We start from the raw sequence: 15,828 nt of genomic DNA on the forward strand, positions 1-15,828 counted from the left end.
AAATTGTATAATAACTATATGAGTGTTTTTAATATTCGGAATGTATTGAAAATTGAAAACAAATTCAGTATAATGGTACAGGTTCAATTTATTATACCTCAAAGGAGATATAGAAACTATGATTAATACAACTAACATCTTCGATTATGAAGACGTACAACTGATTCCTAATAAATGTATCGTAAACAGCCGTAGCGAATGTGATACTCATGTTAAACTAGGTAATCGTACATTTAACTTGCCTGTAGTTCCTGCAAACATGCAAACTATCATCGATGAAGAGTTAGCTGAAAAACTAGCAGAAAAAGGCTATTTCTATATCATGCATCGTTTCCAACCTGAACGCCGTCTTGACTTTGTAAAACGCATGCAAGAAAAAAACTTATATTCTTCTATTTCCATCGGCGTAAAAGAAGAAGAATTCGCATTAGTTGATGAATTAGCAAAAGCTAACCTTATTCCTGATTATATCACAATCGATATCGCACATGGTCACTCTAATGCTGTTATCGACATGATTCAATACATTAAAAAGAATTTACCAACAACATTTGTTATTGCTGGTAACGTAGGTACTCCTGAAGCAGTTCGTGAACTTGAAAATGCTGGTGCTGATGCTACAAAAGTAGGTATCGGCCCTGGTAAGGTTTGTATCACAAAATTAAAAACTGGCTTTGGTACTGGCGGTTGGCAATTAGCGGCTGTACGTTGGTGTGCAAAAGCAGCTACAAAACCTATCATCGCTGACGGCGGCATTCGCGATCACGGCGACATCGCTAAATCCATTCGCTTTGGCGCTACTATGGTTATGATTGGTTCCCTATTTGCTGGTCACCAAGAATCTCCAGGGGAAGAAAAAATTGTTGACGGCCAAGCTGTAAAAGAATACTTCGGTTCCGCTTCTGAGTTCCAAAAAGGGGAACGTAAAAACGTAGAAGGCAAAAAAATCTTCATTCCTTCCAAAGGCTCTATCTTCGATACATTAATCGAAATGGAACAAGATTTACAATCCGCTATCTCCTACGCTGGTGGCACAACACTACAAGCTATCCGCAAAGTAGACTACGTTCTTGTTAAAAACTCCATCTTTAACGGCGACCGCTAATCGGTTACTAACATACCAAGAGGGGCTACGATTCATACGAATCGTAGCCCCTCTTCTTTTTATTTGCAGCATTTAAACGAAGAAACTATTCTTCTACGCCACAATTTTTATTCATTAAATAATATGCATATTTACCGATGCCGGCACTGATAACAAGCAATACAGTCAAGACGATGAATGCAATGGTAAGACTCGTACCATGAGCAATGAATCCAATCAATGCAGGTCCCATCAAAATCCCCATATAACCGAGCATGGTAGATGTTGCCACTGCTTGTGTCATAGGAATTACATTTTGTTCCCCCATTGCAGAGAATAGATTTGGCACAACCATGGCTAATGAGATACCTAATAATAAGTACGTATACATAGACGCATGGCCAGGTAGGAATACGATGAGTGCCATTGCAATAGCACCTAGTAGATAACCACCTACAACAACTTGTTTAGATGTTACATGTTTACCAATTGTATTACCAAGAAGGCGACCAATACACATGGTACCATTAAACAGCATAACGCCCATTACGGCTTCTTGAATAACAATGCCTTTATCTTCAAATAAGTAAAGTGCACTCCAGTCACCTACGGCCCCCTCTACCAAATAGGATACAAAGGATAAGAGACCAAAGATAATAGCAATTGGATGGAATGATAACGGACTTTTAGACTTCTTCATAACCTTTGCATTTGGATCACGACCAAAGGTTAACATAAATTGACTAACCGCGATCATCGCAATAAAGAGTATGATAAGAAGCCCCCAAATACTTTCATTAACAGGTAAAGATAAGATTTTTAAGAGAACAAGCAATACACCGGCACCTGCAAAGCCACCTAAGCTCCACCCACCGTGATAAGCACCCATTAAATGCTTTTTACTTACCTTTTCGGTTAAAATAGCTTGTAAGTTGGCAGAAGCACCACTAAGGCCTACGCCAATGCCAAAGAAAAATAATGCTATTGTGGTTGTCACAATTGTAGAACACATGGTAACAATAGCCAGAGACAACATGCCGATAAAACTAGCTAATAAAACGACTCGCTTACAGCCAAAGCTTTCTACAAGTTTACCAGCTATAGCCATGGATAAACAAGAACCTACACCGAGCAACAAAATCATGGAACCTAATACATCCTCACCGATGCTTAGTTTCGCTTTTAAATATGGCACAAATCCGGCCCATAAGGCAGTGTACATACCAGGGATAAAAAATGCACCAAATGCACCACGAATATTAGATTTTGAAACAGAAACTTGTTCGCTCATCATGTCCTTTCTGGTTTCTAGAACCGTTCGGCGAAGAAAGGCCCTTTTGTATCCGCTAGACCGCGATAACATGCGTTTCTAGGGGAAACCATTTTAACTACAAGAAAATTATATTGAGAATATAGTAACCCTCTTTACACATAATGTAAAGAGGGTTCTTAAAATTTAAATTTAAATTAAAAACGTAAGGCCCATAGCGATAAAAATAGCAGGTAATAAATTAGCTAAACGAATCTTATTAGGCCAAATTATATTAATGCCTACACAGAAAATTAAGATGGATCCTACATAGGATAAATTGTCGATAGCCTGCTGTGTCATAAGTGGCGCCGCAACATGCGCTAAGGCCGTGATCAACCACTGCGTGATACCTACAGGAATGAAGGAAAACAATGCGCCCTTCCCCATGGATGAGGTCATAACCATAACGATAACACCATCAAGAATTCCTTTGAGTAGCAAGGTTTGGTAATCTCCTGTCAATCCATCTTGAATTGAACCGAGCACGCCCATCGCACCAACAGTAAACGTAAGTGATGCAGTGATAAACGCTTGCGTAAACTTAGGATCCCCGGTATTACCGGTTTTATCTTTCACCCAGTCACCAAAGACCGTAATCCATCGGTCTAAATCAATGATTTCACCAATCACAGCACCAACTACCATGCTGATAATCATCAACAAAGGTCCAGTAGTTTGCAAGGAACCATTAACGATAACCAGCATAAATTGCATGGCTCCGCTCATCCCTAGTAACAGCACGATGATACCACATACTACCATAAGGGTTTGTTTTAAATTGTCCTTCATAAATCGGCCGCACGTGAGCCCAATAATACTACCACCGATAATGAGCCCCATGTTGATAACCGTACCTAAACCAATCATCTTCTTATCCTTTTCCTTACGTATGAAAGTTATTATGAAAGTAGTATACCAACTATATCGATAACAATCAATATAAAATATTACAAAAGAACCGTATCTATGTTTCAGTAGATACGGTTCTATTTATATTAATCATCTATTGTCATATAAACCACAGGATTGCCCTCATTAATCTCATGGAAACAAGGACAATCCTTACCGTGATCATTTATGAGACCACTAGCTTGTAAATGGGAATAGATGGTCACAGGTCCTACAAATTTGAACCCTCGTTTCTTAAGGTCTTTGCTAATGCGCGTAGATAATTCATTTTTAGCAGGCACCCTTCCCTCAGAATGGCCTTCATAAATAAGAGTCTTATGATTGGTGAAAGCCCATATATATTCGCAAAAGGATCCAAATTCGTCTTGAATGCGTTGGAATGCCTGTGCATTATTGATGATGGCTTCGATTTTCTTACGAGACTTTAACATACCATCTGTGCTCATAATGCGCTCTATATCTGTTTCCGTATATTGAGCCACCGCATCAACATTAAAATGTTCAAAACACTGACGTATAACGTCTCGTTTATTTAAAATCGTAAGCCAACTCAGACCGCATTGTAGGCTCTCCAAACATAAATGTTCAAATTGACGTTGGTCATCATGAATAGGACGCCCCCATTCATAATCATGATACGCCTGATACAGTGGTGTTGTGGGCCAGGAACAAGTGACTTTCATGAAGGCTCCTTTCTATGCTACAACTAACCTGTTACTAGAAATCGTGCTATACATACAATAATACCCATGCTCACTAGATTTGTAAAGAATACCATACATCGTATTCACTGCCCCTAATATGTAACTCATCTATTAATAATTTAAATATTTTTAAAATAAAATTATGAAAATTCATTTACAATTCACGAAAAATGTTATATTATTTTAAATATATTTTAAATGTGTCTGACACAAAGTCTTTATAATCGAGTATATATCTATCTTTCATTATATAAGAGAGTATTAAATCAACAGATAGATATATATTCATTTATGAAGAGTCTTTCACAATATAAAAATAAATTACAAATTAAGTAATATAGTTGAGGTGTAAGAGAATGAGAGCGAGAAATAAGATGTTATTGTCCGCTGTAATGATGACTATGTTGTCATCCACAGTGGCCCTCCCTAGCACGTGGGCGGCAGCAGGCCTTGGTTCTAATGGCAATGTGTTTGCAGTAGGTTCTGAAAGTAAATTTGAAAGCACTGGCAATACGACGGCAACAGGTGTCATTGCATCAAACGGTGGTCAAGTGATTATTGCATCCTTGGATACGCCTGATCAAAACCAATTACCTAAGCGCCATCGCCAACCAGCTTTCATTACAGGCATGCTAGATAATAGTTCCATTCAAGTGGATGGCGGGGTTATGAACGTGAATACGGCCCCATGGGACGCACCCTATCCACTAGCATTTGCCTATAACAGTAAAATTAATCTTGGTATCGATGATTCAGGTACTGTAAAACATAAAGTATTTAATATGCAAGGTAATATACTTGTATCTGATAAAACGATGCCTCCATACCAACAACAGCAACCATCCGTGATTAATATTGGCCTCGGCCGTGCGCACAATAGCCCTAACCAATTTACAGGCAAGGCTGTGAACACATTAGAGGATAAGGGTGGCGAAATCAACATGACCTTTGATGGTGGCATGTGGAGCCACGATAACATGGGTGGCTTGGAGGCATTCCAAATTAAAGGCAACGAAGCGCGCAGCAGTATCAATACACTCAAAGGCACTCGTACACGTGAAGGATTCAGCCGTATTTCCCAAGATTCTCGCAGCGACATCCACGTTAATAATTTAGACGGCCACATCAATGTCATTTACGACATGAGCGCTGGTACTGGTTTGAACTTCGCTAAACCAGCCGCTCAAAAAACAGGCCTTGATGCATCTGACATCGAAGGCGGTAACTTCATCGTAAAATCCGCTACAACAGGGTCTGGTGTACATGGCTATGTAACAGGCGATCATCTCGATACGTCCTCTGAAAGCAATGTAAACAAGATTCTAGATAACTTGGCGCATAAATTCTATTACGAAAATTATATGAATGGTGAAAGAAACCTTTCTGGTACTGTATCCATCGCTTCTAATGGCATCGTGTCAAGCTTCCAAAAAGCGCTAACTACAGACCAAAAAGAAGGTGCTATTACATGGCAAAACGGTAATGGTCAAGGTTCCTATGCGGCTCCTACTCCAACTCCAACGCCTACGCCAGCTCCAACACCAGTAACTCCTGTTACTCCGGCACCTAGCCCTGTTACTCCAGTTACGCCAACACCTTCTCCTGTTACTCCTGTTACTCCGGTAACTCCAACACCTAACCCTGTAACACCTGTAACACCTGTAACACCTGTAACACCTGTAACACCTGTAGCACCTGTAACACCTGTAACACCTGTAACACCTGTAACACCTGTAACACCTGTAGCACCTGTAACACCTGTAACTCCTGTTACACCGGCACCTACTCCGATAACTCCAGGTGCTTACGATACACCACAAATGCGCGGCATTCGTTCTGCTGTAGTTGGTAATATCAACGCATGGCGTACAATGACGAGCGATATGAATCGTGCTAACCAATTACAACAAGGTTCCCCAACAGGTATTTGGGCTCGTATTGGTGGCGGTCGATATAATTATGCTAATGACGGTATCAATACAGCTACTGATTACACAAGCATCCAAGGTGGCTATGATACGAAAACTAGCCGTGACTGGACCGTAGGCGGCCAAATTTCTTACCTACGCGGTTCTGAAGATTATGTATTCAATGGTTCTGGCAAGGTAAAATCCTATGCTGTTGGCGCTTATGGATTGAAAGACCTTGGTAAGGATCAATACGTACATGTAGAATCTCAAGTAGGTCGTATCTCTAATGAATTTACAGCGCGTAATGAAATCGGCCAAGCTAAATCTGGCGATGTAAAATCCAATGCGTATAGCATCGGCGTTCGCTACGGCAAAACTATTAAATCTGCTAATGGTTTCTATGTAGAACCACAAGCACAATTAAACTATACACACTTCGGTAGTCGTGACTTTACAGCAGGCAATGTATCCGTTAACCAATCTGGTGTAAATAGCACATCTGGCAAACTAGGCCTCGAAGTAGGCAAACAATTTGGCAATGGTAACCTATATACACGCTTTGCTGCAGGTCACGCTTTCACAGGCAATGTAAAAACTACCTATGCTAGCGGTAATGCCGTAAAATTGACAGAACAAGACCTCAAAGGCACTTGGACCGAACTCGCATTCGGTGGCCGTTATGGTTTCAATACGAACAACAGTGTATATGCGGACGTTACTACCGGTCTATCTGGTGATTACCAAGCTGACTGGGGTGTAAACGCTGGATTCACGCACAAATTCTAATTTATATTACATACCGTTATATACGGCCATATAGTTGTACAACTATAGATATCTCCCCTGTATATCCCTTGCATATCTATGAGAGACGCATCCTAATATATTTCCCCTTTTTATGCAATACTACTCCAATAGGATGCTACTTCCCCCTCTTATCGTAAGCTGTATGGCCTTATATACATACATTTAGATTCCGTCTAAATGTTTACTAACTTTCTTACTACAATGCAAAACGCCCTCTTCATTGGCAGCCTTAGATGGTTGCTGTGAAGGGGGCGTTTTGTTTTACTAACAGTCATTTTATTAAGAAATATTAGATTACTATGTACAATATATACCTATAGCTATATTTTACATTATAATGTATGTAATTATAAAATTTGACAATAAAGGAGGTGATGCTATGTGTACGTATATCCTAATGCATAAAAATATTCCTGTGTTAACAGCAATATTAGATGATACGTTAACAGTAACCAAGGTTACTGAAATCATAAATCCAGACCACAAACCATTGAATATGATGGTCATGGACAACCAGGAAATCGCACTTAATGATTTTTTAAGGTATCATGCTATACCAAGCTCTAGACCTAATTTAGAAAATCTACTAGAGGCCTATCACGCATCAGATGCATTAGAATTTTCATTAAAATCATATCAACTTAATCTATCTGACCACTATTGGATGAAACCAATACACTCTAATTTAGATTGGGATACTATCAATTTTTATGACCATCCTATAATTGACACGCCTTTATTCTTATCTGATTCTGATGATATCGATATCGATTTAATTACACCGAATTCATCTGTAAACGGTTCTCTTCGTCAGATGTGGGTGCAACAAAAAAAAGGTATTCGCCTATTAAAAGCTGGAAACTTCCTCAATCAACAACCATTTAATGAAGTATTTGTGTCAAAATTATGCAAAGAACTAAACTTTCACCATGTACCATATGAATTAGAAACAATCGCATCTGGTGAAATCGTGTCATCTTGCCCACTATTTACGAGCGGAGACATTGAATACATCCCTGCCTGGCACATAGCAGCGCCACTTAAACGACGCGATAATAAATACCAAGCGTTCTTAGATCAGTGTACACATTTTTCAATTCCAAATGTAAAAGCCCATTTAGATGCGACACTTGCTTTGGACTATCTAACATTAAATGACGACCTTCACTACGGTAACTTTGGATTCTTACGGAATTCTACAACACTTGAATTCCTTGGCATGGCCCCTATCTTCGATAATGGCAATACCCTATGGTACAACGAAATGACGATTAATCCACATAGACCATTCCATACGTATCCATCATTACCGTTTAAATCGAAACATGATAAGCAAATAAAGTATGTAACAACACCACTAACAATTCCGCAGTCATTGTCTAAAACAGCAATGGAATTGATGGATTCCATATATGCAAAAAATTCAAATATTACGGAAGATCGTCTTACTATGATGAAAACATTATTTGCTGAGCGATTAGACATGCTAAATGCATATCTAATGAAACTAAAGTAAAAAATATTTAACAGAATAAATCTAGCAACATAACAAAAGTAGCATTACTAACGTATAGACACAGATGGCATATGCCAATGGTCTATATTATGTATAGTAATGCTACTTTTGTGCAATCTTATATCATCATTACGGTAGTTTTAGAGATTTACAGAATTACACTACGAGTTCAAATACAAATTTATTTACAATGCCTTCGGGCCACCCCACGTAGGGTATCATCTCAATTCTTCTGAATTGGGATTTTTTATTTTAAGACTCCATTATGAAATCTGTAAATCACGAAACACTTGTATAATTAATTTCATTTTATCATATACAGATATAAAAATTCATGTTTTTCTCATATTTTATTATAAACAACAAGACGCCCCATTAGCTATTACGATAACAGGGCGTCTTATTATTTATAAACTTATAATATTAATAGAGCATCCATATCCCCAAACAACTCGTAATTAGTGCCACAAGTACAGGAACCGAGGTTCGCTTAAGCAAATCTACAGATTTAATATGTGCTACCCCAGCTACACCGACCATAACAGGGCTGATAGGGCTCAAGAACAAACCTAGACTAGCCCCATTTTGCATGCCTAACATGGTCGTAATTGGGTCTAGTGCGAGATTAGATACAATATTAGGCACGAGTGGTACTAATGTAAATAAAGGTGCTACATTACTACCTGTTACCATACTAAGGCCTAGCATACCGCCCCCCATAACAGAGGTTAGTCCTACAGAGTTAAGAGACAGTGTTTGAAGTACACTAACTAACGAATCAATAAGGCCTAAGCTCACCAAACCTTGTGCAAAGACCTGACCACCTATAATAAGGGTTACCGCATAAGAAAACTGATTCCCCATACCTTCAAAAAATACAGTTGTGCTTTTAAGGACGGTCCTTAAATTACGATGACGAATGAGTTCTGCCAATAAGGCAATACCAAAGGCAAGCATCATGGCAAGGGTTACATTCATCTTTACACCAGGCAAGCCATATTGGCTAAAGCCCAAGATGAAACATAGAGGCAACAAAGGGAATATCATATATAGCCTAGGTCCAATTGGTGCCTCAGGGATGCTTTCACAGTCACCTACGTCCATAGGGCCATCTAATCGATCTCGATATCGTTGCCATAAAAAATGTGCTACTGCTGTCACAACAGCCACCAAGAAATAAAGGCGTAACTGGTAACCTACGAAATAGTTTGGGACCGGTATATTAAGTGTCTTGGCTATGAGCAATGTCGATACCGCACCCGGCCCTACATCCATCAAATGTCCTGTAGCAATAACCGCAGCAGCACCGATAGGACTTACCCCAAGACGCAACAGAACAGGATAGATGGTGACCATCATAAGTAAGGCAAGGCTCAACGGATTTGGTACACATATTGATAGCCCCATATTGAGTAGAAACATAAGGGCTAGCACTATGTATGGCCTGTTAAGACGATACAAGGGTTTTATAAATGTATGAGCCAGCCTCGTCCCAGCCCCAATGTGTTCCATATATTTTGCATAACCAGCACAGGTCATAATCATGAGTCCTAAACTTACTACATTCTCTGATGTCGTGATTCGCACAATATCCATCGCATCAAACACCAGAACGCCTGTAGACTGAGATTCATCTAATATGGCATTAATCCAGCTACCTTCATAGGCGATATACATCATGAGGATGCCCATGCCGATCAAGATCGGCTGTGGTTGATAGCGCTTCATCAGTAATATACCGGTAATGGCAATAATGATGAGACATATAAGTATATTCATACATACCTCTAACTTTGAAATTCAAATAAATTCTAATATTTTCCCATTAATTAATTTCGTGTAAGTATTTTTTTACTTCAAAAGAATGGCACCAAACACAAAAATGATTGGTGCCAGAGAATACTCATCTAGTATTCAATAATAAAATTTTATTTTTCGATCATTTCTTAAATACAAATAAATACTCATGCGCAATTAACAAAAAATTATACTTAATACTATTAGTTTTCCAATACCCAGTAGCTCTACAATTATGCTGTTCTTTAATAATAAGCTCTTTCAATTTAAATCCAGCTTCTTCAAAAATACGCATAACATCAAACGCCATTGGAACCATATGTCCCTTTTGACGTGTATCCCCCATCAATATCGCACAAAATCTACCTTTTTTTAAAACACGGTACGATTCAGATGCGACTAATTTCATTTCTTCAAGAAATTCAGGAACTTTTAGCTGTGATAAATCACCTTCTATACCTTCACTATATTTTATAATATTAGCATAGGGAGGATGTGTACAAACGAAATCAATGCTGTCATCAGATATAAAATCTAAATTACGAGCATCACCTTTATGTAGTTCGACTCTTCCTTTAGCTGATTCATAATCAAAATCAATTTTTTCTTTACATCGTTCTAGTGCAGCTTCATTTATATCAACACCAATGATATCACGGTTAAGTAATTTTGCTTCAACTAAAGTGGTTCCACCGCCAGCAAATTGATCGAGTATTAAATCACCTTCTTGCGAATAACGAAGCAACAAATTTCTAGGAATATAAGGAGACCAATTACCGCGCCATTTGGCATCATGAGTTGCCCAATCACCACGTTTAGGGAAAGACCAATGAGTTGTCATTTCTAATTCAAAATCTTCTGGTTCCCATTTTTTTATTTTCTTAATATTCTTGGCCATTATTTAAAGACCTCACTAATAATACTATTCTCCAAATCCTTAATATTATAAATATGTTCCATAACATCAAAGGTTTCTTTTAAATTATTTTTTGCACTATTCCAACCTTTGCCATCAGTAAACCAAACAAATGTAATTTCATCAATAGTGTTAGATTCTAATGCAAGGGTCTTATAACTACGAGCAGTTTCATTTAATTTACTACCCCCTCCGCTATAGAAATTAGTTTCGATAACATATATCATGTTATCTGTTTTTACAACGAAATCAAAACGTTTTTCAGTTGTACCTTGATTTGAGATTGCAAATAAATCTATTCCCCATTTTTCTGTAATCTCATGTATATACATTTCTTTAAAATAGTTGACCCCTTTAATAAAACCTGCTTTAATAATAAATTTTTCAACAAGGTTTTCCATTAAATGTCCACCACGATTTTTACGGCCATTAGAGTCAAGTCCTGTCTCAACGCCCATTACATAATCCACCAAATTGTTTATTATATGTTTGCTAAGCAAATCAAGCAGACCAGTTTCTTTCATAAAATATACATACTTATCTAAATCATCTTCAGTAGATAAAGAGAACTTCTTATGATTGAAGTTAAATAAAATACCACCACGATCATCTTGACAATATATTTCACTAGCACGCACAGCTAATAGTATTGGAATACATTGTAGTACTTCTGGATATTTTGATAGTATACATCTAAACTCTTCTTCAATATTATGAGAACCAATTAATGAATTTAATATATTTAACTCAACTTTTATATTATCAACATTACGATAAACCTTATCGAAGTTTATATAAAATCTATAATCAGCAATACTAGGTCTAAAACCAGATAACCATTCAATAAAATCTCGTTTTACCATATAGAATTCTCCCAATTAAAAATTAGAAATCAATAGTTCCTTTATTTTACCTCTCTTTGCCCCATTACTATTAATCATACGTGATGCATCAACACGTTTAATCGAGTGAGATGAATAAATTTCATCAAAAAAATCATCATTTTCATCCGTATTTTTCGGGTCTGAATTACTAACAACAATCTTTGCCCCTTTATCATTAATTTTATTAACAAACTCCGCTAACTCAATCTGTTCTTTATCATTAAAATCATATTCTGTATATGCCGTAAAACTAGCTGACTCAGTTATTGGTCGATAAGGGGGATCAAAATAAACAAATGTATTGCTATCAATAAAACTCTCTGACTGTTTATAATCTCCATGAACAATATTTACATTTTGCAGGCGTTCAGAAACAGCACGAAGATTCTTTTCATCACAAATTGTAGGCTTTTTATAACCGCCCATTGGAACATTAAATAATCCCTTTTTGTTCACTCGGTACAATCCATTAAAACAGGTCTTGTTAAGAAAAATCATTAATGCAGCTTTTTCAAAATCAACATTATTATTCTCTTTGCTCTTTAACTCATTAAATCTATTCCGTTGTTTATAGAAATATTCTTTACGTTCTTCAATCTCTATAGGAATAAACTTTTCTTCCATCGGCTTTAGAAAATTAATCAGCCCATCTACATCATCACGAATAGCTCTATAGGTATTAATAAGCTCAGCATTAATATCACTAATATAGACCTCATCTAGTTCATATTTGCTAAGAATATCAAATAATACTGCGCCACCACCGATAAATGGTTCTGCATAACGTTTAATTTTCGTATCTCCAAATGGATATAATTCTTGTATTTGTGAAAGTAATTGACCCTTTCCACCAGCCCATTTCAAAAATGGTTTAATCGGTAATAATTCTTCTGCTGTGTAACGCAAATGTCTACCATCTATCGGCTTCTCTGCCTCACTTGGTATAACCCACATATTACCAACACGCTGTGCATTCGGGATGCGCCCATCAGAACATAAAGCAGCTACTCTCCGTTGAGAAATCCCCCATTTTTTTGCTGCATCTTTAGCAGATATAACACTCATATTATTGCTCCTTTCAAGTCTATGTTTATATTTTATTCTAGATCTAGAAGGATAGCAATTGATTTTAATAAATTTATATAGTAATTCCTTTATATTACATTCTACAAAAGTATTATTTTCTCCTTTAAAGATTTTCCTATAATTAACTATTCTCAGGTATCACAATCTTTTCTAGTCTTTTGTAGGAATAATCCCCCGAGTCTTTGCTCTACCAGAATAATTCCAGTATCTAATATCCTGTTCAATAAATAACCATTTCAATACTTTTAAAATATGTTCAGCAGAATATCCCGTAGTAAAAGTAAGCTTTGCTATTTCCTCTGATGAAATATCCTTACAATTATAAACATCGTCTATCAAATCATAAAGTTTACGATATAATTCTAGATTCTCATTTTTCTTATTTACCAAATCTGTTTCAATATCCGTATGTTTGGGATAATTACGTCTTCGTTTTCCTGTGCCCTCAGCATAATTAATATTTTCTACACAAACAAGAAAATCAAATCCATTATGTAAATTTGCTGGTCGTTGAAGATATATTCTATCTCCATTCTCTAGTGTCTCAACATAATAAATATATCTAGATGCCTTATCTTTATTTCCATATCCTGGTAATTCTTTAGCAAATTCATTAACAACTCTCATCCTGACATCATTTCTACTACCACTATTAGAAAATGATTTTGTAATTTCAATTCGTTCCATAATAATACCTCCTTATAGTCCCAAAAAATCTACTGGAATCTCATTAAAAAAATAGAAACACCCCATCAAGTTTATATAAGCCAAAACATCTCTATACTCAGGACGTTTAAACCAATCACTAAGTACAAAGATATATGTAGTTTTATATGCAAGAGCTGAAAATAATTTTTGATACTCTAATAATTTAAAATGACATGTGGCCAATTTCTCATCTACAGATCCATGGCTTTTCTGAAACTTCTTTTCAATAATATAAGCAGTCTTATTTTTAAAACTAATATAACAATCATCTGGTTCCCAACCTTTTGAATTAAATTGACGATAATCAAGATTATGTTTTTCTAAAAACTCACTATATAATTTCTTCTTATGCACAGACATTCCTATAGGTTTATTTTCTCCAGAATACACATAACAATCTTTAACGATATAATCTTTCTCTCGTAATACATCATCTAATAAAGTAGATTGCTCAAACTTTAAACCATTAGAATTAGTCTGTGATCCACCGCCAACAATATTAATATTTCTAGGCATAATAACACTCCTCGTATTTGTATAAATTCATATATAAATATATATTTATATTCATAATTATAACAAATAGAATGGTAAAGATGCATAATAATCAGAATATATTAATACTTCTATTTATCATTATCTTGATAAAAACGAAAAATACAGAAAAAGCCTTATTAATATCCGAAGATACTAATAAGGCTATATATATTACTTATGCTCTTTCAACCACGCAATAGCATATTCCGCATATACTGCCGATGCAGCAGATAGTACACTATCGTCCATGGTGAATCGATTGTTATGGTGATCAAAGGTGGCGCCTACCTCTGGGTTTTGGATACCAATAAAGGCAAAGCACCCTGGTTTTTCTTGTAAGTACCAAGCAAAGTCTTCCCCTGGCATTACCTTGCGCATTTTGGAAAGTTTTTCTTTGCCTAGTGTATCGATAACAACGCGTTCAGCCAGTTCACTGGCTGCTGCGTCATTAATGGTTGGAGGCACTTTCTTTTCATAAATCAATTCAGCCGTAGCACCATAAGCTAATGCAGTATGTTCTACAACGCGGCGTATAGATTCTACATAATGGTCCTCTTGTGCAGGATCAAAGAAACGGATTGTACCACCCATTTGTGCTTCGCCTGGGATAACGTTCCATTCTGAACCAGAGTGAATATTGCCGATGGTGAGCACAAGAGAATCTAAGGCACTCACATTGCGAGATACTACGGTTTGCAGATTCATAACGATAGCACTGGCTACGACAACTGCATCAATAGCTTGATGTGGTTGTGCACCATGACCTTGTTTGCCTTTTACGCGGATTGTAATTTTACTGCTAGCCGCCATGCGTGGCCCTTCTTCAACAGAAATAAGTCCAGCTGGCAAATCGATCCATACATGACCGCCAAAGATAGCATCAATTTTCTCAAACCAATCTCCAAACTTTATAAAATCAGGAGCACCCGCCCCCGTTTCTTCTGCTGGTTGGAAAGCAAGGTATACATCACCTTCAATACGGTCTTTCATAGAGATAAGCATCTTAGCTGCACCAAGCAAAATCGCCATGTGACCATCATGACCACAAGCATGCATCTTGCCATCTACAGCAGATTTAAAATCAAATGTATTGTGTTCTTGTACAGGCAATGCGTCAATATCTGCACGAAGGGCTATTGCCTTACCTGGCTTAGCACCATGAATAATGCCGATAAGTCCGGTTCCACGTTCTTCATCAACATGAATCTCTACGCCCATAGACTCTAATTCTTTTGCCAAGGTTTTTGTAGTTTCAAATTCTTCATTACTGAGTTCCGGATGTGTATGAAAGTACCTACGCCAGTCTTGTACATAGGACTTATATTGTTCAATTAAATCGCGACTATGCATCATATCGCCTCCTTAGCGTTTAGCCCAAATATATACATAAAAAAGAAATCCCAATAGTTAAGGGAATAACAGGGTAAATGTAAAAGAAAACGACAGGCAACGCCATGTCGTTTTCTTTATGCTTCTTATCGATTGCGCAATACTGCTTGTACCGCCAAGGATACAACAGCAGTTGCTACCGCTACAGCTGCTGTAATTTTTGCAGTTGTGCAGAGCTCATCTTTTGTTGGTTTTACTTTTGCTGCAATGTCTAATGTTTTAGCAACAGCAGGAACCAATACATCATTACGTAAGGATTCTGTATTCAT

General features: G+C 37.1%; 14 protein-coding genes. 3 read left to right on the forward strand and 11 right to left on the reverse strand.

What is annotated here, in order from left to right; all coding sequences use genetic code 11:
* Positions 1-118: 118 nt before the first annotated feature.
* The gene (locus VIHSUH07_RS06840) at positions 119-1,105 is read left to right on the forward strand and encodes a GMP reductase (RefSeq protein ID WP_005378610.1); all 987 of its coding nucleotides are present in this window, start codon (positions 119-121) and stop codon (positions 1,103-1,105) included.
* An 85-nt stretch (positions 1,106-1,190) separates the two neighbouring features.
* Here VIHSUH07_RS06840 and VIHSUH07_RS06845 read toward each other — a convergent pair whose 3' ends face one another.
* The 3 genes from VIHSUH07_RS06845 to VIHSUH07_RS06855 form a co-directional block, all read right to left on the reverse strand.
* Positions 1,191-2,375: an MFS transporter gene (locus VIHSUH07_RS06845; protein ID WP_105084382.1), complete on the reverse strand. Its 1,185-nt coding sequence runs from the start codon at positions 2,373-2,375 to the stop codon at positions 1,191-1,193.
* A 171-nt stretch (positions 2,376-2,546) separates the two neighbouring features.
* The gene (locus VIHSUH07_RS06850; RefSeq protein ID WP_005378605.1) at positions 2,547-3,263 is read right to left on the reverse strand and encodes a DUF554 domain-containing protein; all 717 of its coding nucleotides are present in this window, start codon (positions 3,261-3,263) and stop codon (positions 2,547-2,549) included.
* Positions 3,264-3,391: 128 nt separating this feature from the next.
* The gene (locus VIHSUH07_RS06855; RefSeq protein WP_105084383.1) at positions 3,392-3,988 is read right to left on the reverse strand and encodes a DNA-3-methyladenine glycosylase I; all 597 of its coding nucleotides are present in this window, start codon (positions 3,986-3,988) and stop codon (positions 3,392-3,394) included.
* A 377-nt stretch (positions 3,989-4,365) separates the two neighbouring features.
* Here VIHSUH07_RS06855 and VIHSUH07_RS06860 point away from each other — a divergent pair, with 377 nt between their 5' ends.
* Entirely contained in the window at positions 4,366-6,705 is a 2,340-nt protein-coding gene (locus tag VIHSUH07_RS06860) for an autotransporter outer membrane beta-barrel domain-containing protein (protein WP_105084384.1), read from the forward strand.
* Between the two features lie 400 nt (positions 6,706-7,105).
* On the forward strand, positions 7,106-8,242 hold the full coding sequence (locus VIHSUH07_RS06865; protein WP_105084385.1) for a hypothetical protein: 1,137 nt from the start codon (positions 7,106-7,108) through the stop codon (positions 8,240-8,242).
* A gap of 423 nt (positions 8,243-8,665) precedes the next feature.
* Here the strand turns inward: VIHSUH07_RS06865 and dcuC are convergent, their stop codons facing one another.
* The 8 genes from dcuC to VIHSUH07_RS06905 all read right to left on the reverse strand — a co-directional run bounded on the left by dcuC (position 8,666) and on the right by VIHSUH07_RS06905 (position 15,828).
* Positions 8,666-10,021, reverse strand: a complete 1,356-nt coding sequence (dcuC, locus tag VIHSUH07_RS06870; protein ID WP_105084386.1) for a C4-dicarboxylate transporter DcuC — start codon at positions 10,019-10,021, stop codon at positions 8,666-8,668.
* Between the two features lie 160 nt (positions 10,022-10,181).
* Positions 10,182-10,937 carry a TRM11 family SAM-dependent methyltransferase gene (locus VIHSUH07_RS06875; protein WP_105084387.1) on the reverse strand — a complete coding sequence of 252 codons (756 nt, stop codon included), beginning with the start codon at positions 10,935-10,937 and terminating at the stop codon, positions 10,182-10,184.
* On the reverse strand, positions 10,937-11,818 hold the full coding sequence (locus VIHSUH07_RS06880) for a type II restriction endonuclease (RefSeq protein ID WP_105084388.1): 882 nt from the start codon (positions 11,816-11,818) through the stop codon (positions 10,937-10,939). Before VIHSUH07_RS06880 ends, VIHSUH07_RS06875 begins: the two co-directional genes overlap by 1 nt.
* 15 nt (positions 11,819-11,833) lie before the next feature.
* Entirely contained in the window at positions 11,834-12,904 is a 1,071-nt protein-coding gene (locus VIHSUH07_RS06885; protein ID WP_105084389.1) for a Dam family site-specific DNA-(adenine-N6)-methyltransferase, read from the reverse strand.
* A 171-nt stretch (positions 12,905-13,075) separates the two neighbouring features.
* Positions 13,076-13,612, reverse strand: a complete 537-nt coding sequence (locus VIHSUH07_RS06890) for a DNA adenine methylase (protein ID WP_105084390.1) — start codon at positions 13,610-13,612, stop codon at positions 13,076-13,078.
* A 12-nt stretch (positions 13,613-13,624) separates the two neighbouring features.
* Positions 13,625-14,149 (reverse strand): hypothetical protein, encoded by a 525-nt coding sequence (locus tag VIHSUH07_RS06895; RefSeq protein WP_105084391.1) that lies wholly within the window; start codon positions 14,147-14,149, stop codon positions 13,625-13,627.
* Positions 14,150-14,341: 192 nt separating this feature from the next.
* Positions 14,342-15,520 (reverse strand): M20 metallopeptidase family protein, encoded by a 1,179-nt coding sequence (locus VIHSUH07_RS06900; protein WP_105084440.1) that lies wholly within the window; start codon positions 15,518-15,520, stop codon positions 14,342-14,344.
* A 125-nt stretch (positions 15,521-15,645) separates the two neighbouring features.
* Complete coding sequence (locus VIHSUH07_RS06905) at positions 15,646-15,828, reverse strand: hypothetical protein (protein ID WP_005381886.1); 183 nt, start codon at positions 15,826-15,828, stop codon at positions 15,646-15,648.

It is taken from the genome of Veillonella sp. T34266-5, assembly GCF_002959815.1.
Lineage (GTDB): Bacteria > Bacillota > Negativicutes > Veillonellales > Veillonellaceae > Veillonella > Veillonella atypica.

Excerpts from the sequence above, each read along its gene's own strand:
- VIHSUH07_RS06900 (WP_105084440.1), bottom strand. The coding sequence starts at position 15,520 with ATGCATAGTCGCGATTTAATTGAACAATATAAGTCCTATGTACAAGAC.
- dcuC (WP_105084386.1), bottom strand. The coding sequence starts at position 10,021 with ATGAATATACTTATATGTCTCATCATTATTGCCATTACCGGTATATTA.
- VIHSUH07_RS06845 (WP_105084382.1), bottom strand. The coding sequence starts at position 2,375 with ATGAGCGAACAAGTTTCTGTTTCAAAATCTAATATTCGTGGTGCATTT.
- VIHSUH07_RS06840 (WP_005378610.1), top strand. The coding sequence starts at position 119 with ATGATTAATACAACTAACATCTTCGATTATGAAGACGTACAACTGATT.
- VIHSUH07_RS06895 (WP_105084391.1), bottom strand. The coding sequence starts at position 14,149 with ATGCCTAGAAATATTAATATTGTTGGCGGTGGATCACAGACTAATTCT.
- VIHSUH07_RS06850 (WP_005378605.1), bottom strand. The coding sequence starts at position 3,263 with ATGATTGGTTTAGGTACGGTTATCAACATGGGGCTCATTATCGGTGGT.
- VIHSUH07_RS06865 (WP_105084385.1), top strand. The coding sequence starts at position 7,106 with ATGTGTACGTATATCCTAATGCATAAAAATATTCCTGTGTTAACAGCA.
- VIHSUH07_RS06905 (WP_005381886.1), bottom strand. The coding sequence starts at position 15,828 with ATGAATACAGAATCCTTACGTAATGATGTATTGGTTCCTGCTGTTGCT.
- VIHSUH07_RS06885 (WP_105084389.1), bottom strand. The coding sequence starts at position 12,904 with ATGAGTGTTATATCTGCTAAAGATGCAGCAAAAAAATGGGGGATTTCT.
- VIHSUH07_RS06880 (WP_105084388.1), bottom strand. The coding sequence starts at position 11,818 with ATGGTAAAACGAGATTTTATTGAATGGTTATCTGGTTTTAGACCTAGT.
- VIHSUH07_RS06860 (WP_105084384.1), top strand. The coding sequence starts at position 4,366 with ATGAGAGCGAGAAATAAGATGTTATTGTCCGCTGTAATGATGACTATG.
- VIHSUH07_RS06855 (WP_105084383.1), bottom strand. The coding sequence starts at position 3,988 with ATGAAAGTCACTTGTTCCTGGCCCACAACACCACTGTATCAGGCGTAT.
- VIHSUH07_RS06890 (WP_105084390.1), bottom strand. The coding sequence starts at position 13,612 with ATGGAACGAATTGAAATTACAAAATCATTTTCTAATAGTGGTAGTAGA.
- VIHSUH07_RS06875 (WP_105084387.1), bottom strand. The coding sequence starts at position 10,937 with ATGGCCAAGAATATTAAGAAAATAAAAAAATGGGAACCAGAAGATTTT.